This is a genomic window from Acidobacteriota bacterium (genome assembly GCA_016716905.1).
Lineage (GTDB): Bacteria > Acidobacteriota > Vicinamibacteria > Vicinamibacterales > SCN-69-37 > SYFT01.
In genome coordinates, this window is the sequence record JADJUS010000022.1 from 1,295,034 (window position 1) to 1,317,681 (window position 22,648).

The window sequence follows — 22,648 nt, forward strand, 5'->3', positions numbered from 1 at the left end:
AAGGGGCCTCGCCGGCCGCCATCTGGACTAGAATAGCCGGACCTTCCAGATGGCCGGCGAGCCCCAACCGTTACCAAAACCCGCGCAGAAGAAGTTCGATCGCCGCATCATCGATGGCCCGCTGCGGCAGGCCGTCTGGATGCTCGCGTGGCCCACGATGCTCCAGAACATCTTTGGAGGGTTGCAGGGCGTCATCGACCACTCGATGGTCGGTCACTACGTCGGCCTCAACGCAAACGCCGCGATCGGCGTGAGCCTCCAGATCTTCATCCTGGTCATCGTGTTTGTCGCATCGGTGTTTTCAGGGATGGGTGTGCTTGTGGCCCGGTTTGCGGGTGCCGGCGACTCCGATGCTGTCAACCGCACGGTGTATCAGGCGTTCCTGACTGCCGCGTTCCTGTCGACGGGACTTCTGGCGCCGGTGGGCTATTTCGCCGCGCCGTGGCTGCTGTCTCTTGTGAATGCGGCGCCCGACGTTCAGCGTGAAGCACTGCCTTACATCCGGACGATGTTTGTCTCGAGCATCGGCATGCTGACATTTTTTATGATGAGCGGGGCCCTGCGCGCGGCAGGCGACGTCCAGACCACCCTGCGGACGGGCGTGGCGATGACCATTGCCAACGTCATTCTGAACATCCTCCTGATTCCCAAGTACGGGACGTTCGGCGCGGCGCTCGGCACCGCGATCGCGAGTGTCGGCACCAGCGGGGTGTTGATCTGGCTGTTGTTCTCGGGCCGGCTGGTCATCCGGTTCAGCCGCGGCATGTCCTTCAAGCCCGACTGGCCGATTATTCGGGAGCTGTTCCGGTTTGGTCTGCCCACCGGCATCCAGGGCATCGCCATGAATCTGGCCGGGCTGCTGATGGTGCGCTTCATTGGGTCGCTGCAGCACAGCGCCGAAGCGCAGGCGGCCTATGCGGTGGGTTACACCGAGTTGTTTTCGCTGATCACGTGGACGTCGGTGGGACTGATGGGAGCGGCTGCCGCCGTCGCCGGCCAGAACCTCGGCGCCGGCCACCCGGATCGCGCAGCGCAGTCACCCGCCGTTGCTGCGCGCATCGGATTGGGCGTGGCCGCGATTGTGGGACTTGGGTTCGTGCTGATGCCAAGGGTGCTGCTCGGCGCGTTCGCGCTCACCGAGGGTGTGGGGTTCGAGCTAGGCCGGGAGTTACTGGCCTACCTGGCCGTCTCAGGGTTCTTCGTCACCGTCGCACTTTGTTACACGGGCGGCCTCCAGGGCACCGGCGACACCAAGAGCCCGCTCTACATCTCGATCGTGTCCCAGGTCATCGTCCCGGTGGGCCTGTGTTCGGTGATCGAGGCGACGGGAGACCTTGCGGCGTCGGATATCTGGCTGGCGATTGTGTTGGGCCATGCCACGCGCGCCACGCTGAGTGTGCTGCGATTTCAGCAGGGAAAATGGCGGAATATCCGGGTGGCCGTGCCCAGGCCTGCGGCCGAGTAACGCCGCGTCCAGCACGCCTGTTTGTGGCTGACAATCCCGCCGCCGGTGTGTATCGTTTCGGGATAGATCCAGGGAGTCCATGAAGAAGACTGCACTGACCGCGCTTGTCACCCTGCTGTTTGCCACGGCGTTCACCTTACGGGCGGGCACCGCCGCGAGCCCGGCTCGCGCGGCGGCGCCTGAACCTGCCGTGATGTCTGCGGCGGCGCAGAACGACGCGCTCCAGAAATTCTGCGGCGACTGTCACAACGACATCGACCTGAAGGGTGAGATGTCGCTCGATGGGTTTGACGCGGGACGCGCCGCCGACAAGGCCGAGTTGGCTGAAAAAGTGGTCAGCAAGCTGCGGACCGGCATGATGCCGCCCAAGGCGCATCCGCAACCGGACCCGGCCACACGAATGGCGCTGGTGACCGGGCTCGAGACCACCCTTGACGCCGCAGCGGCGGCCAACCCCAACCCGGGACGCCGGCCTTTTCAACGACTCAATCGCGCGGAGTACGGGGCCGCGGTGCGCGCGCTGTTCGGGCTTGACCTCGACGTGAGCGCCTACCTGCCGGCCGACACCATCAGCGCAGGCTTCGACAACATTGCCGACGTGCAGATGCCGTCGGCCACCGTGATGCAGGGCTACCTGCGAGCCGCCGCCCATGTCAGCCGCGTGGCGGTGGGCGACCCGGCTGCCGACCCCACGTCAGCCACGTACGACGTGCCCCGCACCCGCTCGCAGAAGGATCGCCTGGACGGCGCGCCGTTCGGCACGCGCGGGGGCACGGTGGTGACGCACAACTTTCCGGCGGACGGCAAATACAAGTTCCAGCTCCTGTTGCACGGCGAGCCCACCGGCGCGCTTTTCGGCCGCACAGTGCGTGCGATCCAGATGGAAGTGGCCATCGACGGTGAACGCGTCGGTGTGGTGAAGGTCGATCGATGGATTTCGGAATCCGACCCGACGGGTCTGAGCGTCTCGACCGAGCCCATCTACGTGCGCGCAGGAGCACGGCGCGTGGCCGCCACGTTCATCCAGGAGTTCGAGGGTTCGGAAGACGACCTCATCCGGCCGATTGACCACACGCTGGCTGATACCCAAATCGGTGTGGGCTACGGCGTCACGACCTTGCCGCACCTTCGCAACCTCGCCATCGTCGGCCCTTCTGAAGTCTCGGGCGTCTCCGACAATGCGACGCGGCGCCGGATCTTCTCCTGCCGTCCGACCGCCCCGAAAGAGGACGTCGCGTGCGCGCGGAAAATCGTTGAGCGGCTGGGGACTGAAGCATATCGCCGGCCGCTGACCGCGGCTGATGTGGATGAGCTCATGGCGTTTTATCGCCAGGGCGCTGCCGCAGGCGGGTTTGAAGGCGGCGTTCGTACGTCGCTGCAGGCGATGCTCGCGAGCCTGCATTTCCTCTTCCGGGTCGAGGAGGTGCCTGCGGGCGTGGCGCCTGGTGGGATCTATCCCATTGGCCCGATGGACCTGGCCTCACGCCTGTCGTTTTTCCTGTGGGGCACTATTCCTGATCGTCCACTGATCGATGTGGCCCGCACCGGAGCGCTCGCGCAGCCCGAAGTGTTCGCGCGTCAGGTGCGCCGCATGCTGGCCGATCCGAAGGCCGAAGCACTGGCCACGCGATTTGCCTCGCAGTACGTCAGGTTGCAGGACCTCGACAAGATTGAACCGGACGCACTGGACTACCCGTACTACGACGACACACTGGCCGAAGCGATGCGTCGCGAGACGGAGTTGCTGTTCGACCACCTGGTGCGCCAGGACCGGCCGGTGATGGAGATGCTGACGGCCGACTACACGTTCGTCAACGAACGTCTCGCGCGGCACTACGGATTTGCCGGCGTCAGCGGCCCCGAGTTCCGCAAGGTCATGTATCCCGACGACCTGCGCCGCGGACTGCTGGGCCATGCGAGCATCCTGACGCTGACCTCGCATGGCAACCGGACGTCGCCGGTGCTGCGGGGTAAGTGGGTCATGGAAGTGCTGCTGGGCAGTCCGCCTCCCCCGCCGCCGCCGAACGTCCCCGATCTTGACCAGACGGGTGATGCGGTGGATGGCCGCTTCCTGTCGGTGGCCGAACAACTCGCCATGCACCGGAAGAACCCGGCGTGCAGTTCGTGCCACAACGTGATCGATCCGATCGGCCTCGCGCTCGACGGTTTTGACGTCACCGGATCCTGGCGCATCAAAGACCGTGGCGTGCTGGTCAACACGGCGGGCGAGTTGTATGACGGCACGCCTCTGAAGGGCGCCGCCGATCTGCGCGCGGCCATCTCGGCGCGCTCGGAGGTCGTCATCACCCATTTCACCTCCATGCTGATGTCGTACGCGCTGGCTCGCCGCGTGGAGTACTACGACATGCCTGCCGTGCGCCGCATCGTGCGCGAGGCCAAGGCCACGGACTATCGACTGTCGTCGCTGATTCTCGGTGTGGCGCGGAGTTCCGCGTTTCGCTCGGCTCGCAAGGAAGCGGTTGTCACCAAGTGAGGGTTCTGCCATGTATCTGACCGGAAAACACATCTCGAGGCGCACAGCGCTGCGAGGCCTGGGCGCGACCATCGCGCTGCCGCTGCTCGACTCAATGATTCCTGCACGCACGGTGTTCGCCCGCACGGAGGCGGGGCGCCTGGCGGATCGCACGCGGCTGGTCTGCATCGAGCAGGTGCATGGCGCTGCCGGCTGCAGTGAGATTGGCGCAGCGCAGTATCTGTGGAATCCGGCCGAGGTCGGTCGCAAGTTCGACCTGAGCAAAGGCAGCCTGAGCCCGCTTGAGCCGTATCGCGATTACCTGACCATCGTGAGCAACACCGACGCGCGCATGGCCGAGGCGTTTGCGCCCGCCGAGGTCGGCGGCGACCACTTCAGATCAAGCGCCGTGATGTTCACACACGTGCGCCCGAAGCTGACCGAAGGGTCGGATGTCAGGGTTGGCACGTCGATGGACCAGCTCTACGTGCAGAAGTTCGGTCAGGACACGCCGATCCCATCGATGCAGCTCAGCATCGAGCCGGTCGATCAATCCGGCGGCTGCGCCTACGGATACGCCTGCGTCTACACCGACACTATCAGCTGGGCCGCGCCCGAACAGCCACTGCCGATGGTGCGCGATCCGCGCATGGTGTTTGAACTGTTGTTCGGCGCCGGTGGCACACCCGAGCAGCGCACCATGCGGCGCGCAACGGATCGCAGCATCCTGGACATGCTCGTGTCGCAGATGGCGGGCCTTCGGCGTGACCTGGGCCCGGCCGACAAGGCGCGGCTCGATCAGTACGCCAGCAATATTCGAGAGATCGAACAGCGCATCCAGCGCGTGGAAGCGCGCAATGCCAGCGGCGAAACCCGTGAGCTGCCCGGCGCGCCTGCCGGCGTGCCGGACGCGTTTGATGAACACGTCAAACTGATGTTCGACCTGCAGTTGCTGGCGTTTACCTCTGACACCACGCGGGTGTTCTCATTCAAGCTGGGCCGCGACGGATCAGGCCGTGTGTATCCCGGCAGCGGCATCGAGACCGGCTTCCACAACGCGTCGCACCATGGCGTGGCGGAAGACCGCATCCGGCAGTTCAGCGAGATCAACAAACACCACGTCTCGATGCTGCCGTACTTCCTGGAGCGGCTGAAGACCACCATGGAAGGCGACGCGTCCCTCCTCGACAAGACCCTGATCGTGTATGGCTCGCCCATGGCGAATGCCAACGTGCACAACCACCGGAACTGCCCGCTCATCCTGCTGGGGCGCGGCGGCGGCTTCCTTGAAGGCGGAGTGCACCTCAAGGCCGAGAGCGGCACGCCCATGGCCAATGTGATGCTGAGCGCCATGCACAAGCTGGGGCTCGACATGAAGACGTTCGGCGACAGCAGCGGCGAATTCTCCTTTGCGGCGCCAGGCGCGGTGTCGCATGCGTAGGCTGCGGGTTTCCGCGCTCGTCAGCGCCCTGTCATTGATGCTCGTGGCCGCTGCGCCGGGCCCGGACTCCAAAGTCGCAGACGCGGCGATGAAGGGCGACATGACCGCGGTGCGGGCACTTCTTCGCGACGGCGCCGACGTCAACGCGGCACAGGGCGACGGCATGACCGCGCTCCACTGGGCGGCACTCAACGGCGATGTCAAGACGATGGAGCTGTTGCTGATTGGCGGGGCGGTGGTCGAGCCACTGACGCGCATCGGCGGCTACACGCCGCTGCATCTGGCGAGTTCGCGCGGACATGCCCCGATCGTGGCCCGCCTGCTTGAAGCGGGAAGCAAACCGAAGCTGGTCACCGAGACCGGCGTGCAACCGATTCACCTCGCGGCCCAGGCCGGCAGTGCAGCCGCCGTCCGGTTCCTGCTCGATCGCGGCGCCGATGTGAATGCGGTCGACGGGACGCATGGCCGCACCCCACTGGTGTTTGCGGCTTCGCAAAACCGCGTCGACGCCATGCGGATGCTGATCGAGAAGGGCGCCAACAGCCTGCTGACCACGACGGTCATCGACTACGGTCAGCGGTCCCTGGCCGACAGCGCCGCGCGACAGACGCGCGACCGCGTGATCACGGCCACCACCGGGCGCACACCGGTGGCGCCACCACAATTTGACCCGCCGCAGACCGGCAGGGCCGCCACTGTGGGACCCGATGGCCAGCCGGTCGCCGCCGCTGCGCCGGGGAGAGGTGGGCGCGCCGGGGGAGGCGCGGCCGGACCACGAGCCGCATCCGACATTCAGCAGATTGGCCGCCAGGGCGGGCTTTCGGCCCTGCACTACGCGGCGCGCGACGGCTTTGCCGCCGCGGCAACCTTGCTGCTCGATTCGGGCGTGGACGTGAACCTGCCGACCGCTGGAGACAAGTCAACGCCGATGCTCGTGGCGATCATCAACGGCCACTATGACCTGGCGATGACGTTCCTGAAGCGCGGCGCAAATCCGAACCTGATGAGCGATGACGGCGCGGCGCCCCTCTTCGCGACGCTGAACAACGAGTGGGCGCTCCGCACCTGGTACCCGCAGCCGACGGCCGCCGCCCAGCAGCGGGCCTCTCACCTTCAGATGTTGGAAGCGCTGCTGCAGGCAGGCGCCGATCCCAACGCGCGCACGCTCTCGCACATCTGGTACGCGGCCTACAATGCCGGCCGCATGGGCGTGGATTACACCGGCGCCACGGCCTTCTGGCGCGCGGCATACTCGCTGGACGTCGAGGCGATGCGGTTGCTCGTGCGTTACGGCGCCGACCCGAACATCGCGACGATGTCGTTTGGAGCGACGGCGCGGCAGGGCCTGCCTGCGGTGCCGTCCGGGGGCCCGCACGTGCCGCCGTTCCATGCCGCCAGCGGTGTGGGCTACGGCACTTCACGCGTGGCCCAGCAGCATCGTCACGTCCCGGACGGCTGGATGCCGGCGGCCAAGTACTTCCTTGAAGAGTTGGGCGTGGACATCAACGTCCGTGACGCCGACGGGTTCACGGCGCTTCACCACGCGGCGGCGCGCGGCGACAACGCGATGATCCTCTATCTCGTGAAGCGGGGCGCCGACGTCATGGCCGTGAACCGTAACGGTCAGACCACCGTGGACATGGCCAACAGCCCCGAGCAGCGCACGCAGCCGTTCCCCGAGACCATCAAGCTGCTCGAGGGCATGGGCGCGAAGAACAACAACAACTGCCAGGCGTGCAAGTAGCGTCGGGCGTTCTGCCATATGCCGCTGTTTGATTTTCGCTGCCGGTCCTGCGCGCACGAATTCGAAACGCTGATTAGGCCGGCCTCTCACGGCGATCCGCCTCCGTCATGCCCCGCATGCGGCGCCGACGCACTCGTCAGGCTTCTGTCGACCTTTGCGCTCAGCTCGCGCGAGAAGACCCAAGCCGCCGCCGCCGCCAAAAACAAGAAGGCGGCCACCATCGCACGCGCCGACACAGCCGCGATGGATCGCGAAATCGATCACCACAGACACGAGGATCACTAGAGTCCAGAGTCCAGAGTCCTGGGTCCTGGGTCCTGGGTCCTGGGTTCCATTTGACAAAAGTTCTTTTCTATTTGTAACATCCGGCCTGCAATGGCCACACCGGCACGATCGCTGGACTCACCCGCGCCCGATGGCGCCCGACGCCCAGCGCGACGGGGGGCGGCGCAGACCGTCGCCGCCTCAGGGCTGGCCGTCGTGAGTCAGAGCGACGCCGCGAGTGCATTGCTGAATCCGCTGCGGCGCAACATCCTGCAGGCCCTGGCGTCCCCTGGCTCGGCCACCACAGTCGCCGAAACGCTCGGCACACCACGACAATTGGTGAACTACCACCTGCGCGTGCTCGAGAAGGCCGGACTGGTCGAAGAAGTCGGCACGCGTCAGCGACGCGGGCTCACCGAACGGCTGGTGCGCGCCACTGCGGCGCACTATCTGGTTTCGCCCGACGCCATCGCCGAGTTGGGCGGCTCAACGGCTGACGTGAGCGACAGGTTCTCGGCCACCTACCAGGTCGCGGTAGCAGCGCGAACCATCCGCGAGGTCGCCGCCCTCGCGGCCATGGCGCGAGACGCCGGCAAACGTCTCACCACGCTCAGCCTGGACACTGAGATCAGTTTCGCGACACCAGCCGCGCGCGCGGCCTTCGGCGATGAGCTGGTGGCAACAATCAACAGACTGGTCGCGAAGTACCACGACGGCACGGCCACACACGGACGCACGTACCGCCTGTTCGCGGGAGCACATCCGGTGTTTCGATCCACAGACGCGCCGGGTCTGAAGACCCGGCCTCCGAAAGACGGCATCCCCCGCACCTCAGCACGGAGGCGTTCATGACCCTGACACGAGTGTTCACGACACTGCTGGCCCTGTGTGGCTTCGCAGCAAGCGCGGCTGCGCAGACGCCGCCCACGCCCGACGAGATGCGAAAGATGCTTGAGGCGATGAAGCCTATTGCCGAGCACCAGGAACTGGCCGCCCTGGCCGGCACCTGGACTCAGGAGATCACCTACGACATGGGCGGAGGGCCGATGAAAGTTGCCGGCACGGCCACCAATCGAATGATCCTGGGTGGCCGGTTCCTCGTGTCGGAAGGCACGTCGCCGAATCCCGCCGGGCCTGGCTTCGGCGACGCTTCGGTCGGTTCCATGGTGATTTATGGCTTCGACCGTCGTACGCAGGAATTCACCATCATCGGTCTCGACACGATGGGCACCTACTTCGTCACCGCCGCCGGCAAAAAGACCGATCCGCGCACGGTCGTGATGGCCGGCGAAACCGAGGAGGAACTGGCCGGCGTCAAGCGCCAGCAGAAGTACGACATGGTGCTCAGGTTCATCGACGCCGACACCTACGTCTCCGACATCATCTTCAAGTTTCCCGGTATGCCCGACCAGACCATCGTGTCGATCACCCACAGGCGGCTGAAATGAGCCGCTCAGTCATCAAGGAAGTCTTCGTCGCCGCTCCGCCTGACGCCGTCTGGAAGGCACTGACCGATGCGCGCGAGTTGACGCAGTGGTTTCCTCTCGAGGCCCGTGTGACACCCGGCGTGGGCGGGTCGATCTGGATCTCATGGGGCGAAGGCGCGTCCGGCGAAGCGCCCATCACCGCGTGGGAACCAGGGCGCCGTTTTGAATGGACCGAAACCCGCGGTCCGGTGAAACTCGCCATCGACTTCCAGCTCGAGCCGCGGGGCCTCGGCACCGTCGTTCGGCTCGTGCAGTCCGGCTTCGGCGATGGCGCAGAGTGGGACGATGAGTTTCATATGGTCACGGGCGGATGGGCGTACTTCATGACACATCTGCAGTGGTACCTGGAGCGGCACCGAGGCGTACCGCGCGAACTCATCGGCCGCCGCGACAAGGTCCCGCTCTCGCGGGACGAGGCCTTCGCGCGACTGCTGACCGTGGTCGCGGATCTTGAGAAGACGTCCATCGTCATGAGTCCCGCCACCTGTCAGGCGGGCTTCACCATCGCCGCGCTCAACGACGCCATCCTCTTCATCGAAGTGGAACCCGGGAAGGATTCCTGCCGCGCCGGATTCTGGTTGTCCACGTACGGATTGGGCGAACGCTTCGCCGGCGTTCGCGCGCGTCTCAATGCCGCGTATGATGCAGCGATCGGACTGTCACAGGAGAAGGCCCCATGATTCGCCCCGCCGCCGCTGTCATCCTCGGCTACCTCACCATGGCCATCGCCGTCATGGTGGCGTTTGCCGCAACGTATCCGGTGCTGGGTGTGAACCGCCTGTTCGCGCCGGGCACGTACGAAGCGGCCGGGGGGTGGATTGCGCTGAGCTTCATGCTGGGCCTGTTCAGCGCGGCGGCCGGCGGATGGGTGTGCGCCCGCATTGCACCAGGCACACCTGCGCCGCAGTGGCTGGCGGCGATCGTGATCGTGCTGGGGTCGCTGATGGCGGTGCCCATGGTCATGAGTCCGGATCCGGCGCGGGGAGGTGCACGGCCGGCCGACGCCACGATGTCTGATGCGATGGCCCATGCACGGCAGCCCACATGGGTGGCGTTGTTGAACCCACTGGTCGGCGCCGCGGGTGTTCTGTTGGGCGCAGGATTGCGGCGCAAGAGGGCATAACATTGCGAGTGTGCCCGGCCGTGCGTTGAAGGAACCACTGATCGCGGCAGTGGCCCTTGTGGCCATTGCGGCATATCTGGTTCTCCGTGTGATGTGGCCCGGCGTCGCCTGGGCCGGGCAGCCTGCTCAGCAGTGGCCCCTGTTTGCCGCACTCGTCGTCGGCGGAGTGCCGTTGGTCTATGGACTGGCGCGCAAACTGATTGCTGGCGACTTCAGCTCTGATCTGCTGGCGGGCATTTCGATCGTCACGGCAGTGCTGCTGGGGGAATACCTGGCCGGCACGCTGGTGGTGCTCATGTTGTCGGGGGGCCAGGCCATTGAGGCGTATGCCGTAGGCCGCGCGTCTTCGGCGCTGTCGGCGCTGGCGCGCCGCATCCCCACCGTGGCGCATCAAAAGACCGGCGAGACGATGGCCGACGTGCCCCTTGAAGCCATCTCACCCGGCGATACCGTGGTGGTCTTTCCACATGAAGCGTGTCCGGTGGACGGCATTGTGGTTGAAGGCCGCAGCACCATGGACGAGTCCTACCTGACCGGGGAGCCGTACGTACTCTCAAAAACCGTGGGCACCAGCGTGTTGTCGGGCGCAGTGAATGGCGAGGGCGCGCTCACCATTCGCGCCGAGAAGCGCGCGGTGGATTCGCGGTACGCCCGAATCATGGGAGTCATGCGCGAGTCGGAACAGCGACGCCCGCAACTGAGGCGACTGGGCGACCAGTTGGGCGCCATTTACACGCCCGTCGCGGTGGTCCTGGCGGTATTGGCCTGGGGATGGAGCGGCGACCCGGTTCGCTTCCTGGCGGTTCTTGTGGTCGCCACGCCGTGCCCGCTGCTCATCGCCATCCCGGTTTCAATCATCGGAGCTGTCTCGCTGTCGGCCAGGCGCGGCATCATCATCAAAGACCCTGCGGTGCTCGAACAGATCGACACCTGCCGCGTGGCCATCTTCGACAAGACCGGCACGTTGACCTATGGGCAACCTCAACTGACCGAAACGCTGACCGCCCCGGGCGTCGAGGCCGACGACGTGCTGGGGATGGTGGCGAGCCTGGAGCGTTATTCTCGCCACCCACTATCGGAGGCCATCCAGAAGGGAGCGACTGCGCGTGGCCTGTCACTGTCTGACGCGCGGGAGGTCAATGAACGGCCCGGCGAAGGGCTCAAGGGACTGATCGACGACAAACGCGTGCAGGTCACCAGCCGCGGCAAGCGATTGGCGCAGGTGCCAGGCGATGCGCCGTCACTGCCCCCGCAGGCCGGCGGGCTCGAGTGTGTGGTTGTAATCGACGACCAGTATGCCGCCACGATGCGGTTTCGCGATGAGCCGCGTCGCGAGGGCACGTCGTTTGTGCGGCACCTCAAACCCCTCCATGGCATCACCCGTGTGCTGCTCGTGTCCGGTGACCGCGAGGGCGAGGTGCGCTACCTCGCCGAAAAGGTGGGAATCACGGAAGTTCACGCCAGCCAGACTCCCGAGCAGAAGGTGGCGCTGGTTCGGGCCGAGACGCTCAAGGCGCCGACGATCTTCATGGGGGATGGCATCAACGACGCGCCCGCGCTGACGGCGGCCACGGTCGGCATCGCGTTTGGCCAGGCGAGCGACGTGACGGCTGAAGCCGCCGGCGTGGTCATCCTCGACAACTCGCTGGGGCGCGTCGACGAACTCCTGCACATCGGCCGGCACATGCGCGCCGTCGCCCTTCAGAGCGCGATCGGCGGCATGGTGCTCAGTGTGGGCGGCATGCTGCTGGCGGCCGCGGGCCTGCTGCCACCGGTGTCGGGCGCAGTGATGCAGGAGTTAATTGACGTCCTCGCGATCGCCAACGCGCTGCGCGCCAGCGTGGCGCCCCGCGTCCTGACGGATTTTTCACACTAGGGTGGTAAGATTCGGCGGCTTTTCCTTCCCTTTGATGAGGTGCCCGCCATGGATGTTGCTCTCTCGTCGCTTGCGATTCCCATTCTGCTCTCCGCCGTGATCGTGTTTGTCGCCAGCTCCGTGATGCACATGATGCTGACGTATCACAAGAAGGACTTTGGCACGTTGCCGGACGAGGATGGCCTGCTGGACGCCTTCCGGCGTCTGAAGATTCCGCCTGGCGACTACTGTGCGCCGAAGGCCGAGTCGATGGAGGCGATGAAGTCGCCCGCGTTCCTCGACAAAGTCGCCAAGGGCCCCGTCGTCATCATGACCGTCGGGGCCGGCGGCCCCATGAACATGGGCGCGCAGATGACGCAGTGGTTCGTGTATTCGGTGGTGATCAGTTTCTTTGCGGCGTACGTCACAAGCCGAGTACTCACCGCCGATGCGCACTACCTGGAAGTGTTCCGCGTGGCCGGCACGGTGGCGTTCATGGGATACGCGATGTCGCTGCCGCAGTTTTCGATCTGGTACAAGCGGAATTGGGGCACCACGTTCCGGTCGATGTTCGACGGTCTGGTCTACAGCTTGCTGACCGCGGGCACCTTCGGCTGGCTCTGGCCGTGATCTCGCAGTGACGGCGTTGACCGTCGCCGTCGTTCAAGCGCATGTCGCCGCTTCGCTGGCTCAGGGCCTGGACCTCACCCGCACCCTGACAGGCGAGGCGGCCGCACGCGGCGCCGCGCTCGTCGTGTTTCCGGAGACGTGGCTGCCCGGGTATCCCGCCTGGCTTGATGTCTGTCGTGACGTGGCACTGTGGGACCACGAACCCACCAAACGGGTCTTTGCCCGCTATCGGTCCGAGAGCGTGGATGTGCACGGTGCGGCGGGCGCTGCGCTGGGGGCGATCGCCTCCGACGCAGAGGTGACGCTCGTCGTTGGCGTCAGCGAGCGCGTGGCCTCAGGCCCGGGTTCCGGCACGCTCTATAACGCCCTCCTGACCTACGGACCCGACGGGCGTCTGTTGAATCACCATCGCAAATTGATGCCCACCTACACCGAGCGCATGGTGTGGGGACAGGGTGACAGCGAGGGCCTGCGCGCCGTTGATACACCCGTCGGCCGCGTCGGGGGCCTCGTCTGCTGGGAACACTGGATGCCGCTCGCGCGTCAGGCGTTGCATGTGTCAGGCGAAGACCTGCACGTGGCAGCCTGGCCCACGGTGCACGAGCGCCACCAAATCGCCAGCCGGCACTATGCGTTTGAAGGCCGGTGTTTTGTGCTGGCCGCCGGGTCGCTCATGCGCGCCTGTGCGCTGCCGCCTGAACTTGAGCGCGACCAGGCGCGAGCGGGCGCCGATGACACACTCGTACTGCGCGGCGGCAGCGCGATCATCGGCCCCGATGGCGCCTACATCGTGGCGCCGCACTGGGACGAACCGGCGACGCTGTTCGCCACGCTCGACACGGCGCAACTTGATGCCGAACGAATGACCCTGGACGTGGCGGGACACTACTCACGGCCAGATGCGTTTCTGTTCGACGTTCGCCCGGCGCCGCCGCGCACCACAGGCTGAGGGCATAATGGCGGACCATGACGTCCCCGGTCCCACCCGTCCCACCAGACCTTATTCCACTCACGAGTTATCACGAGTATCCCGAGCGTGAGATGCTCGCGCGTGCGCGCGAATTTCGTGAAGATCTTCAGCGCCGCCGTACGGTCAGAGATTTCTCGTCGCGCGCCATCCCCGACGGAGTACTCGACGAGTGCCTCACGGCTGCCGGCACCGCGCCCAATGGCGCCAACATGCAACCGTGGCACTTCGTAGTGGTCACTGACCCCACGATCAAGGCGCGGATTCGTGTGGCCGCCGAAGAAGAGGAGCGCGAGTTCTACGGCGGTCGCGCGCCGCAGGAGTGGCTCGACGCGCTGGCGCCCCTGGGCACCAATGCTGACAAGCCGTTCCTGGAAACGGCGCCGTGCCTGATCGCGATCTTCGCCGAGACGTATGGACGTCTTCCCGATGGCCGGAAGGTGAAGCACTACTACGTCTCGGAGTCGGTGGGCATCGCCTGCGGATTCCTGATCGCCGCGCTCCATCACGCCGGCCTTGTGGCACTGACGCACACGCCCAGTCCGATGGGTTTCCTCAACGGACTCCTCGGCCGTCCATCACACGAGCGGCCGTATCTGCTTCTGGTGGTCGGCTACCCCGCGGCCAACGCCACGGTGCCAGCGATCACAAAGAAACCTCTGGAAGAGATTGTGAGCCGGGCCTGAACTTTGATAAAGGTGTGCGATGCCTTCTCAAATTACGAAGCTGACTCCCAACCTTATTGTCTCGGACGTCGACCGCACGGTGGCGTTTTATCGCGACGTTCTCGGTTTCACCACGCAGATGACGGTGCCCGACGCGCCGCCGCTCGTGTTCGCGATCATGACCAACGGCCCGGTTGAGGTGTTCCTGAACGCCCCCGAAGCCGCCTACGCCGAATACCCCGCCTTCCGGACGATGACCCTCGGGGGCACGCTGACGTTATTTGTGGAAGTCACCGAGATCGAGGAAGCCTACGCACGCCTCGCCCCGCTTGTGCGCGTCGTCATGCCACTCGAGAAGAAGTGGTACGGCATGACGGAATTCGCCTTCCTGGACCCCGATGGGTACATCATCACGTTCGCGCAGAGGACTGCGCCGTAGGGTGATGCTAGTAATGGCGAAATGCCACAAATGTCCGAAATGGCGAAATGTCAACATTGCTTGAGTGGCCAAATGGCTGAATGTCCCGGAGGTTGAATGATCGAATCCTCTTCGGACTGAGTCATTCAATCATTGCACCCAGGACATTCGACCATTCATCCCAGCAATGGGTGCACAATCGCCCTGCATTGGTTTGTCCGGCATTTCGCCATTTCGGACATTTGTGACATTTCGCCATTACGCGCGGCGCCCAGCCGAAGTCGGAGCTAATCAGTGAGCGCGGTCAATGGATTGACGCGCGACGCACGACGTGCCGGAATGAGCGTCGCCGTCAGCGCAACCACCGTGAGGAGCGCAGCCACGGCGCCGATAACAATGGGGTCCATGGGCGCGACGTCGTAGAGTTGGCTTTTCATGGCCTCGCCCACGAAGTACGTGCCGGCCAGGCCCACGGCCAGGCCGACGCCGGCGATTTTCAGGCCGTCCTGAAGAACAAGGCTGAAGACTTCGCGTGCGGTGCTGCCAAGCGCCATGCGTATGCCGATTTCGCGGCGGCGATGCGCCACCTGATACGCCAGCACCCCATAGACGCCGATGGCAGAGAGGAACAACGCGACGCCGGCAAACGCCAGCGCGAGCAGCATCGGCACGCGACGACCCACGAGCGAGTCGTCCATGCGCTCGACCATGGTGTGAACGCCATAGACGGGCAGTTCAGCGTCAATGGCGGCCACTTTGGCGCGCAGCGAGTTCACCACCGATTCGGGCGCCACACGCGTGCGCATGGCCACGAAGATGCTGCGATCGGGTGACTGCGCGAGTGGGAAGTAATATGCGCCCACCGACGCCCGGCCCGTGGCCAGGCCCCGAATTTCGACGTCTTTGACAACGCCAACCACGTTGAAGAACTCCGTCTTCTCGGTGATCGCGGTCAGGTCTTTCATGTCCTGAGGAAAGTAGAGGCGGCGCCCAACGGGGTCCTGACCCGGCCAGAACCGTGCGGCAAGCCGTTCATCAATGATGGCCACTTTCGCAGACTCCGCCGTGTCGCCGGGCGTGAAGGAGCGGCCTTTGACCAGCGCTGTGTTCATCGCCTCGAAGTACCCCTCGCTCACACGGGTCTGGTTCGGAGAAATGATGGACTCACCAGGTTTCATCACGTACCCTTCGGCGAAGATCACGCTGTCGCTGAAGTCGTCGCCGAATGGAATGCTCGATGTGATGCCGGCCTGTTCCACGCCGGCAATGGTGCGGGCGGCCTCAAGAATGCGGCCCGAGGCCACCCGAAGCGCGGTGTCATCGGCATACCCGCCGGTCGGGAAGCTCACGGACGCGGTGATCACACCCTCAGGGCTGAATCCAGGATCGATCCGCAGGACCTTGTCAAAGCTCGATACCAGCAGTCCGGCGGCCACCAGCAAGACGCACGCGAGCGCGATCTGCGCTGTGGCCAGACCACGCCGCAGCAAGTTGGTACCCCGGCTTACCGTGCCGCCGCGCCCCTCTTCGCGCAACGTGGCATTGACGTTCATGCGGCCGAGCCGCACAACGGGCACCAGACCGATGAGCAGCCCGACGCACACCGTGAGCAGCAGCGCGACCCCGACGCTGACCAGATCCATGCGAATCTCATGGCCGCGCGGGATTTCGTCCAGCCCAAGCAGCGGCACTGCCGACAGCGCCCACCACCCGAGCACCACCCCGGCCACGCCACCGACCAGCGCCACCAACAACGTCTCAGTCAGCACCTGGCCACGCAGCCGGGTCAGGGACGCACCAATAGCGTGCCGCGTCGCCAACTCGCGGTTGCGCGCACTGGCTCGCACCATCACCAGGTTCGCGATATTAACGACGCCAATCAGCAACACCAGCAGGACGCCGCCCCATAGCAGGTACAACACTGCGCGAAGGTCACGTACCAGGTCCTGCTGAAGGTTGGCGGCCACCGTGTGAAAGCCTGCGTCCTTCAGAATCTGTTTGAACTGCGGGAACCGCTCATCGTTGGCGGCGTTCAGCGCATCCAGTTGCTGCTGCACCTGTTCGACTGACGCGCCGGGCGCGAGGCGCCCGACCATCCCCCAGTTGTTGCTGTGCCGGCCATCGTCAGACTTCTCGCGAGCGGTGAAGACGGCGGGCAGGAAGACGTCGACGTCGTTCCAGAGGAACTTGAAGTCGGCCGGCAACACCCCGGCCACGGTCGTGACGTTGCCATTCAGCCGGATCTCACGTCCGACGATGGACGAATCACCCGCGTAACGCCGTTGCCACATGGCGTGGCTGAGCAGGACCCGGCGCGGCGCGCCTTCTGCCTCGTCGTTTTCCGTGAAGAGCGTGCCGATCACGGGCTGCACCTGAAGCATGCGGAAGAACGAGGCCGAGGACACCACGGTCTTCAACCGCTCGGCGCCCTTGTCCGCGCCGAGTGTGGCGCCGCTCTGACGGAAGACCGACTGCACTTCCAGCGCAGGCACAGCCCTGGAGCCGAGCGAAATAGTCGGGCACTGCGGCGCCCGCGCGCTCGGCTCCTGCATTCGGGTAGCTGTTGTAGACCTGCACCAGGCGATCGGCTTCGGGCACAGGCAGCGGCCGCAGGACCACGGAGCGAACCACGCTGAAGATGGCGGTATTGGCGCCAATACAGAGCGCCAGCGTCAGGAGCGCCGTGACGGTGAAGCTGCGGTCTTTCAGGAGGAGGCGAACCGTGTGGCGCAGGCTGGACATGCATGCGAGGGACGGATTGCCCCGGCCGCGTGTTCCCTTATTTCGACAATGGCCTGCCTGTGCCGTGATACCGGATCTGGGTGATCTCGGCCAGCACCGACAGGGCAATTTCGGCAGGAGTCCGGCCGCCCAGGTCCAGGCCAACAGGGGCGTGGATCGCCTGCAGGCGGTCTTCCGCGACGCCTTCGGCACGCAGCATTTCGTTGATCAATACCGTCTTGCGCCGGCTGCCGAGCAGCCCGATGTATCTGGCCGGTGTCGTGACCGCCGCCAGCATGCAATCGGCGTCGAGTTTGTGCCCCCGGGTGGCGATCACAATGAAGCTGTTCCAGCTGTAGCGAATGCCGGCGAGCGTGGCGGGCACGTCCCCCTGCAGGATTGTCGCGTTCGGGAACCGGGACTGGTCGGCGAACTCGGGCCGGTCCTCAACCACGGTCACATCAAAGTCGAGCATGGCCGCCTGACGGGCGATGGCGAGTGCGACGTGGCCGCCGCCGGCGATGACAATTCGTGGCCGGCTGGCGATGGCCTCGATGAGCAGATCTTCGGTCTCCGACTTCACGGTGCGAGCCGTACCGTGCGGCAACTGCGCCAGCGCCTCAGCCGTGGCGCGCTGGTCGGCCTCGGCATCGCCGAGCGAACCCAGCCGCGACCCATCGGCCCGCACGGCAATGCGCCCCAGCAATGTCAGTCCGCCCTGAAGTTTGCCGAGGCGTGTCACGACCGCGACTGGCGCTCCCCCGGCTGCGGCGCTGACCATCTCGGGAAGTAGATCGACGCCGTCAAACGCCAGCGCCTGATCGTCGCGCTGCACCAGGATCCACATCGTGCCGCCGCACACGAGTCCGGTGTTCCACGCCAGGTCCTCAGTCAGCTCACGCCCTCAGCGAGTGACCGCCGGACTGGAGGATCCCCTGGGCCGTCTCGATCGCATCAGCCTCCACGCACCCGCCGCCGAGTGTGCCTACCGCAGCGCGTATCGACTCGCCATCACCAAGCACCAGCGTGGCCCCCGCCACCTGCGGGGTGCTGCCACTCGTGCGCACGACAGTGGCCACCGCAAATCGCCGGCCGGCGGCCCGGCGCTCGGCCATTCGGCCGTAGAGAGAATCCTGCACATCAGGATTCTATCTGGGGTTTCTCGCAGGCCGAGGCTACTTGCTTCGTCCCACGTCCACCTTGGCCGTCATTTTTTGCCCGTCCATCTCGGCGACCGCGTCGCCCTTGAGGCGGCCATCCACAAGGGTCAGCGTGAACTTGACGAACGGGCCATCCGACTGCGTGTCAAACGTGACCTTCGTGCCCTCGACCTTGCCGCCGATGATGGCCCACTGCCGATCGAGCGACGGCCCCACTGTGCCGGTGAGGACGGCGCCTTTCTGCGTCAGCGTCATGAAGACCACATCATCTTCCTGCTGCCCGTTCACGGTGGCGATGAACGTGCCGTCCCACTTGCCGGTCAGGTCCTGAACGACTGCCGCTTGCAGGATGGGTGAAAGCGCGAGGGCGAGTGCGAGCAAGATGGCGCGTCGGGTCATGTGGGTCTCCTGGACTGGGTAAAAGGGGGCGGGGGCCTGCCAACAATACGCAAAAGAGGGCTTCGCGGGTTCACAATGAAGGTGTGGGTATGACCTCTCGCCGTGGCATTCGGCACCTCCGCGCACTGGCCGGACTGCTGGGCGCCGTGACGGCACTCGTGCTGGTGTATTCGACGATTTTCCATCTCTTGATGACCGCCGAAGGGCGCGCCTACAGCTGGTTTACCGGCGTGTACTGGACGGTCCAGACAATGACGACGCTGGGGTACGGCGACCTCACGTTCACACGCGATACGGGGCTCGCGTTTTCGCTGGTCGTCCTCCTGAGCGGTCTGGTCCTGCTCTTTGTGCTGCTGCCCTACACGCTCATTCAGTTCTTCTACTCGCCCTGGCTGGAACGGCAGAATGCCGCCCGTACGCCACGGGACATTCCGCCCGACGTCAGCAATCACGTGATCCTGACGGCCTATGGGCCCGTCGAAGCCATCCTGATCCAGCGCTTTGATCAATACGCCATGCCTTATACGGTGATCGTCCCGGACACCGCACGCGCGCTCGAACTTCATGACCATGGTGTGAACGTGATGATCGGCCATGTCGATGACGCCGACACGTACCGCCGGGCCGGCATCGAACGCGCCGCATTGGTGGCGACCACGCTCGGCGACGCCGTCAATGCCAACGTCGCGCTCACGGTGCGCGAGTGCTCCAGTACCGTCCCGATCGTCGCAACGGCGGCATTTGAGATGTCGGGCGACCTGCTCAAACAGGCCGGTTGCCAGAATGTGATCCAGTTGGGCGAGTTGCTGGGCCGCGCGATGGCCCGCCGGATCACGAGCGATGGAGGGCGGCCCCATGTCATTGGCCAGTTGGATGGCCTGGTGATCGCCGAGGCGGCTGTGGCCGGCACCACCCTGGCGGGCCAGACGATCGGCAATGCCCGTGTGGGCGAGCGCCTTCACGTGAATATCGTCGGCGTGTGGGACAAGGGTGCGTATTCGCCGGGATCCGCCGGCCTCCTGCTCACTCACGACATGACCTTGTTGCTGTCGGGCACCCAGAACGATGTGGACGCGTACGCCCGCGAGCAGCCACTCGGCCCCACCAACAGTCACCGCGCTCATCGTCGGAGGCGGGCGCGTGGGGAGAGCCACGTCGCGCGCCTTGTCGGCGGCGGGCATCGAGCATCGGGTGGTGGAACGGGAACACGTGAACGTGCCTGACCGGGCGCACTGGGTGTTTGGTGATGCCACGGACCCCGCCGTGCTCGACTCAGCGGGCCTCGACACCGCTTCAAGCGTGGCGATCACCACACACGATGACGACCTGAACGTGTACCTGACGCTGTACTGCCGGTCGAAGCGCCCGGACATCAAAATCCTGAGCCGCTCCACGCACCAACAGAACGTAGCCACACTTCGCCTGGCGGGCGCCAACTTCGTGATGTCGTACGTGCCGATGGAGGCCAACGCCATCTTCGATGTCGTGCGTCACGGCAGCGTGTTGTCTCTGGTGGAGGGGCTGGAGGTATTCACGGTGCGCGTGCCGCGGGCACTGACAGGCAAGTCCATCGCCGACTGCAACCTGCGACGCGAGACGGGATGTAACGTGCTGGCGGTGAGAGCGGCCGGCGGCGCGGCGGCGCCCCCGACATCAACGCGGCTCTTCTCGCCGATTCCGAACTGGTGCTGATCGGCGACCGCGAAGACGAGCGGCGCTTCTTCGAACGCTATGGAAAACGACCTCTGAGGTAACGCCAAGACGACCTCTGAGGTAATTACCGTCGCAAGTTATCGGTAATTACCTCAGAGGTCGTTTTGCTGTCACCTCAGAGGTCGTTTTACCAGGTCCGCGGGCCGATCGACGTCGCGATGCACGCCGGGATCAGGAACATCGATCGTCAGGAACTCGTCGCGTGAACGCTCCGCACTCAGCGTGGATTCCACCGGGGCCAACAGGATGCGGGAGCGCAGCGTCGCGGAACACGCGATCGGGTGCCCCCGACGGCCGTTAAAACTCGCGCAGGCCGTCAGGCCCGACTCGCTCGCGGCCGCGATTACTGCGGCCACGGTGGCCGGCTGCACGTACGGCATATCACCCGGCAGCAGGACGCAGGCGTCACCCTCCCCGGTCTCGGCGATGCCCGCCTGAATCGACGAGAACATCCCGCGCGACGGATCGGAATTGACGACCACCGAGATCGGCAGACCCGCCAGAACGGCCCGCACCGCGGCTTCCTCGTCCGCAGACACCACCACCACGCAGCGATCGGCACCGCCAGACAACAACGAAGAGACGGTCCGCCGCACCATGGGCTCGCCGTCAACCACCGTCAGGAGCTTGTGAGGCCGCCCAGGGCTTCCGCGGCGAATCGCGAGCCCTTGCCCGCTGCGGGCACCACCCCAATCGTCGCCATTACCGCGGTGCCTGCGGGACCGTCAGCCGGGGCAACGGACCTGATTGACAAGGCGTAATCACGTCCGGGATGGTACCTGAAATGGCTGGACGACTGAGGACTCGCACATGGTGCGCCACGCTGGCGCTGATCGTGGCATTGGGCGTCTCGGGAGGCATGGGTGCCCAACAAGGCGCCGATCGGTTCTGGGCGCAATGGCGTGGGCCCTTCGCCACGGGTGTGTCCCGCACCGCAACGCCGCCTGTCGAATGGAGCGAAACGAAGAACATCCGTTGGAAGGTGCCGATTGCCGGACGCAGTTCGTCCACTCCGGTGGTCTGGGGCGACCGGATCTTCCTGCTCACGGCGGTCGCGGCCGACCCCGCAACGGTGGCCGGCCTTGCGCCGCGTGGATCGGTCCCTGTCCCCAGCCCCCACAAATTCATCGTCATGGCCATCGACCGGAAGACCGGCAAGACGGTCTGGGAACGCGTGGCGCGCGAAGAGACGCCCCACGAACGCCATCAGGAAAATGGCACGTGGGCTTCATCGTCGGCCGTGACTGATGGTGAGGTCGTGATCGCCACGTTCGAGTCGCGCGGGCTGCACGCCTACGACATGAACGGCACACGCGTATGGGAGAGGGATCTTGGCGACAAACGCATGCGGAGCCAGTTTGGCGAAGGCAGCACGCCGGCACTGCATGGCCGCTTCCTCGTGTGCGTTTGGGACCATCAGGGCGAGTCATTTATCGTCGCGCTCGACAAACGCACGGGTGCGGAAATCTGGCGGCAGCCACGAAAAGAGATCGACACCTGGGCCACGCCCCTCATCACCACGGTCAACGGCAAGGCGCAGGTCATCACCGGGGCGATGAATCAGATTCAGGCCTACGACCTTGAGACGGGCGCACCCGTCTGGAACACGACCGGGTTCACCATGAACCCCATTCCGTCGCCGGTGGTCGAGGACGGCCTGGCGATTCTGATGAGCGGCTTCCGGGGCAACAGCCTGAAAGCCATCAAGCTCGCGGACGCGAAGGGTGACATCACGGGCACGCCTGCGGTGGCGTGGACCTACGAGCGCGACACGCCATACGTGCCGTCGCCGCTTCTCTATGACGGCGTGCTGTATTTCCTGAAGAGCAACAACGGCATCCTGTCGGTGTTCGACGCGAAGACCGGCAAGCCTCACTACACGTTGCAGCGACTGGACGCCACGCCGAATGTGTTTGCGTCTCCGGTCGGCGCCGCCGGTCGCGTCTACATCGTGGGCCGCGATGGCGCCACGGTGGTTCTGAAACACGGTTCCACCTTTGAGGTGCTCGCCACCAATACGCTGGACGATGGATTTGATGCGTCGCCCGCGCTGGTGGACGGCGAGCTGTTGCTTAAGGGCTATCGATACCTGCAGCAGCATCGCGAATCAGTGCCCGGGCAGA

General features: G+C 65.2%; 21 protein-coding genes and 1 pseudogene. 17 read left to right on the forward strand and 5 right to left on the reverse strand.

Features of this window, described 5'->3' with window-relative positions; genetic code table 11:
• The first annotated feature begins 49 nt into the window (after positions 1-49).
• The 14 genes from IPL75_21760 to IPL75_21825 all read left to right on the forward strand — a co-directional run bounded on the left by IPL75_21760 (position 50) and on the right by IPL75_21825 (position 14,553).
• Positions 50-1,465, forward strand: a complete 1,416-nt coding sequence (locus IPL75_21760; protein ID MBK9242823.1) for an MATE family efflux transporter — start codon at positions 50-52, stop codon at positions 1,463-1,465.
• 79 nt (positions 1,466-1,544) lie between these two features.
• Positions 1,545-3,959: a DUF1592 domain-containing protein gene (locus tag IPL75_21765; GenBank protein MBK9242824.1), complete on the forward strand. Its 2,415-nt coding sequence runs from the start codon at positions 1,545-1,547 to the stop codon at positions 3,957-3,959.
• Positions 3,960-3,969: 10 nt separating this feature from the next.
• Positions 3,970-5,379: a DUF1552 domain-containing protein gene (locus IPL75_21770; GenBank protein ID MBK9242825.1), complete on the forward strand. Its 1,410-nt coding sequence runs from the start codon at positions 3,970-3,972 to the stop codon at positions 5,377-5,379.
• Positions 5,372-7,123, forward strand: a complete 1,752-nt coding sequence (locus IPL75_21775) for an ankyrin repeat domain-containing protein (GenBank protein ID MBK9242826.1) — start codon at positions 5,372-5,374, stop codon at positions 7,121-7,123. The genes IPL75_21770 and IPL75_21775 overlap by 8 nt, the downstream gene beginning before the upstream one ends.
• A gap of 18 nt (positions 7,124-7,141) precedes the next feature.
• Positions 7,142-7,408 (forward strand): zinc ribbon domain-containing protein, encoded by a 267-nt coding sequence (locus IPL75_21780; protein MBK9242827.1) that lies wholly within the window; start codon positions 7,142-7,144, stop codon positions 7,406-7,408.
• Positions 7,409-7,498: 90 nt separating this feature from the next.
• Entirely contained in the window at positions 7,499-8,239 is a 741-nt protein-coding gene (locus tag IPL75_21785; GenBank protein MBK9242828.1) for a helix-turn-helix transcriptional regulator, read from the forward strand.
• Positions 8,236-8,835 carry a DUF1579 family protein gene (locus IPL75_21790; GenBank protein MBK9242829.1) on the forward strand — a complete coding sequence of 200 codons (600 nt, stop codon included), beginning with the start codon at positions 8,236-8,238 and terminating at the stop codon, positions 8,833-8,835. The genes IPL75_21785 and IPL75_21790 overlap by 4 nt, the downstream gene beginning before the upstream one ends.
• The gene (locus tag IPL75_21795) at positions 8,832-9,554 is read left to right on the forward strand and encodes an SRPBCC domain-containing protein (protein ID MBK9242830.1); all 723 of its coding nucleotides are present in this window, start codon (positions 8,832-8,834) and stop codon (positions 9,552-9,554) included. The genes IPL75_21790 and IPL75_21795 overlap by 4 nt, the downstream gene beginning before the upstream one ends.
• On the forward strand, positions 9,551-9,997 hold the full coding sequence (locus tag IPL75_21800; protein MBK9242831.1) for a hypothetical protein: 447 nt from the start codon (positions 9,551-9,553) through the stop codon (positions 9,995-9,997). The genes IPL75_21795 and IPL75_21800 overlap by 4 nt, the downstream gene beginning before the upstream one ends.
• A 91-nt stretch (positions 9,998-10,088) precedes the next feature.
• Complete coding sequence (locus IPL75_21805) at positions 10,089-11,873, forward strand: heavy metal translocating P-type ATPase (protein MBK9242832.1); 1,785 nt, start codon at positions 10,089-10,091, stop codon at positions 11,871-11,873.
• Between the two features lie 48 nt (positions 11,874-11,921).
• The gene (locus IPL75_21810; protein MBK9242833.1) at positions 11,922-12,482 is read left to right on the forward strand and encodes a hypothetical protein; all 561 of its coding nucleotides are present in this window, start codon (positions 11,922-11,924) and stop codon (positions 12,480-12,482) included.
• Between the two features lie 7 nt (positions 12,483-12,489).
• On the forward strand, positions 12,490-13,431 hold the full coding sequence (locus IPL75_21815; GenBank protein ID MBK9242834.1) for a carbon-nitrogen hydrolase family protein: 942 nt from the start codon (positions 12,490-12,492) through the stop codon (positions 13,429-13,431).
• 17 nt (positions 13,432-13,448) lie between these two features.
• Positions 13,449-14,135: a nitroreductase family protein gene (locus IPL75_21820; protein MBK9242835.1), complete on the forward strand. Its 687-nt coding sequence runs from the start codon at positions 13,449-13,451 to the stop codon at positions 14,133-14,135.
• Positions 14,136-14,154: 19 nt separating this feature from the next.
• Positions 14,155-14,553 (forward strand): VOC family protein, encoded by a 399-nt coding sequence (locus tag IPL75_21825; protein ID MBK9242836.1) that lies wholly within the window; start codon positions 14,155-14,157, stop codon positions 14,551-14,553.
• A 266-nt stretch (positions 14,554-14,819) separates the two neighbouring features.
• Here the strand turns inward: IPL75_21825 and IPL75_21830 are convergent, their stop codons facing one another.
• The 4 genes from IPL75_21830 to IPL75_21845 all read right to left on the reverse strand — a co-directional run bounded on the left by IPL75_21830 (position 14,820) and on the right by IPL75_21845 (position 18,812).
• On the reverse strand, positions 14,820-17,084 hold the full coding sequence (locus IPL75_21830) for an ABC transporter permease (protein ID MBK9242837.1): 2,265 nt from the start codon (positions 17,082-17,084) through the stop codon (positions 14,820-14,822).
• Between the two features lie 227 nt (positions 17,085-17,311).
• Positions 17,312-18,100, reverse strand: coding sequence for an XdhC family protein (locus tag IPL75_21835; protein MBK9242838.1), 789 nt, complete (start codon positions 18,098-18,100; stop codon positions 17,312-17,314).
• 49 nt (positions 18,101-18,149) lie between these two features.
• Positions 18,150-18,392 (reverse strand): XdhC family protein, encoded by a 243-nt coding sequence (locus IPL75_21840; GenBank protein MBK9242839.1) that lies wholly within the window; start codon positions 18,390-18,392, stop codon positions 18,150-18,152.
• Between the two features lie 36 nt (positions 18,393-18,428).
• Positions 18,429-18,812, reverse strand: a complete 384-nt coding sequence (locus IPL75_21845; protein MBK9242840.1) for a hypothetical protein — start codon at positions 18,810-18,812, stop codon at positions 18,429-18,431.
• Between the two features lie 89 nt (positions 18,813-18,901).
• On the opposite strand from IPL75_21845, the gene IPL75_21850 reads away from it, so the two are divergent.
• Positions 18,902-20,035: a potassium channel protein gene (locus IPL75_21850; protein MBK9242841.1), complete on the forward strand. Its 1,134-nt coding sequence runs from the start codon at positions 18,902-18,904 to the stop codon at positions 20,033-20,035.
• Positions 19,953-20,504, forward strand: coding sequence for an NAD-binding protein (locus tag IPL75_21855; protein ID MBK9242842.1), 552 nt, complete (start codon positions 19,953-19,955; stop codon positions 20,502-20,504). The genes IPL75_21850 and IPL75_21855 overlap by 83 nt, the downstream gene beginning before the upstream one ends.
• A 131-nt stretch (positions 20,505-20,635) precedes the next feature.
• Here the strand turns inward: IPL75_21855 and IPL75_21860 are convergent, their stop codons facing one another.
• Positions 20,636-21,142: an NTP transferase domain-containing protein gene (locus tag IPL75_21860; GenBank protein ID MBK9242843.1), complete on the reverse strand. Its 507-nt coding sequence runs from the start codon at positions 21,140-21,142 to the stop codon at positions 20,636-20,638.
• A gap of 167 nt (positions 21,143-21,309) precedes the next feature.
• Between IPL75_21860 and IPL75_21865 the strand changes: the two are divergent.
• Positions 21,310-22,605, forward strand: a pseudogene (locus tag IPL75_21865) (PQQ-binding-like beta-propeller repeat protein).
• Positions 22,606-22,648 lie beyond the last annotated feature (43 nt).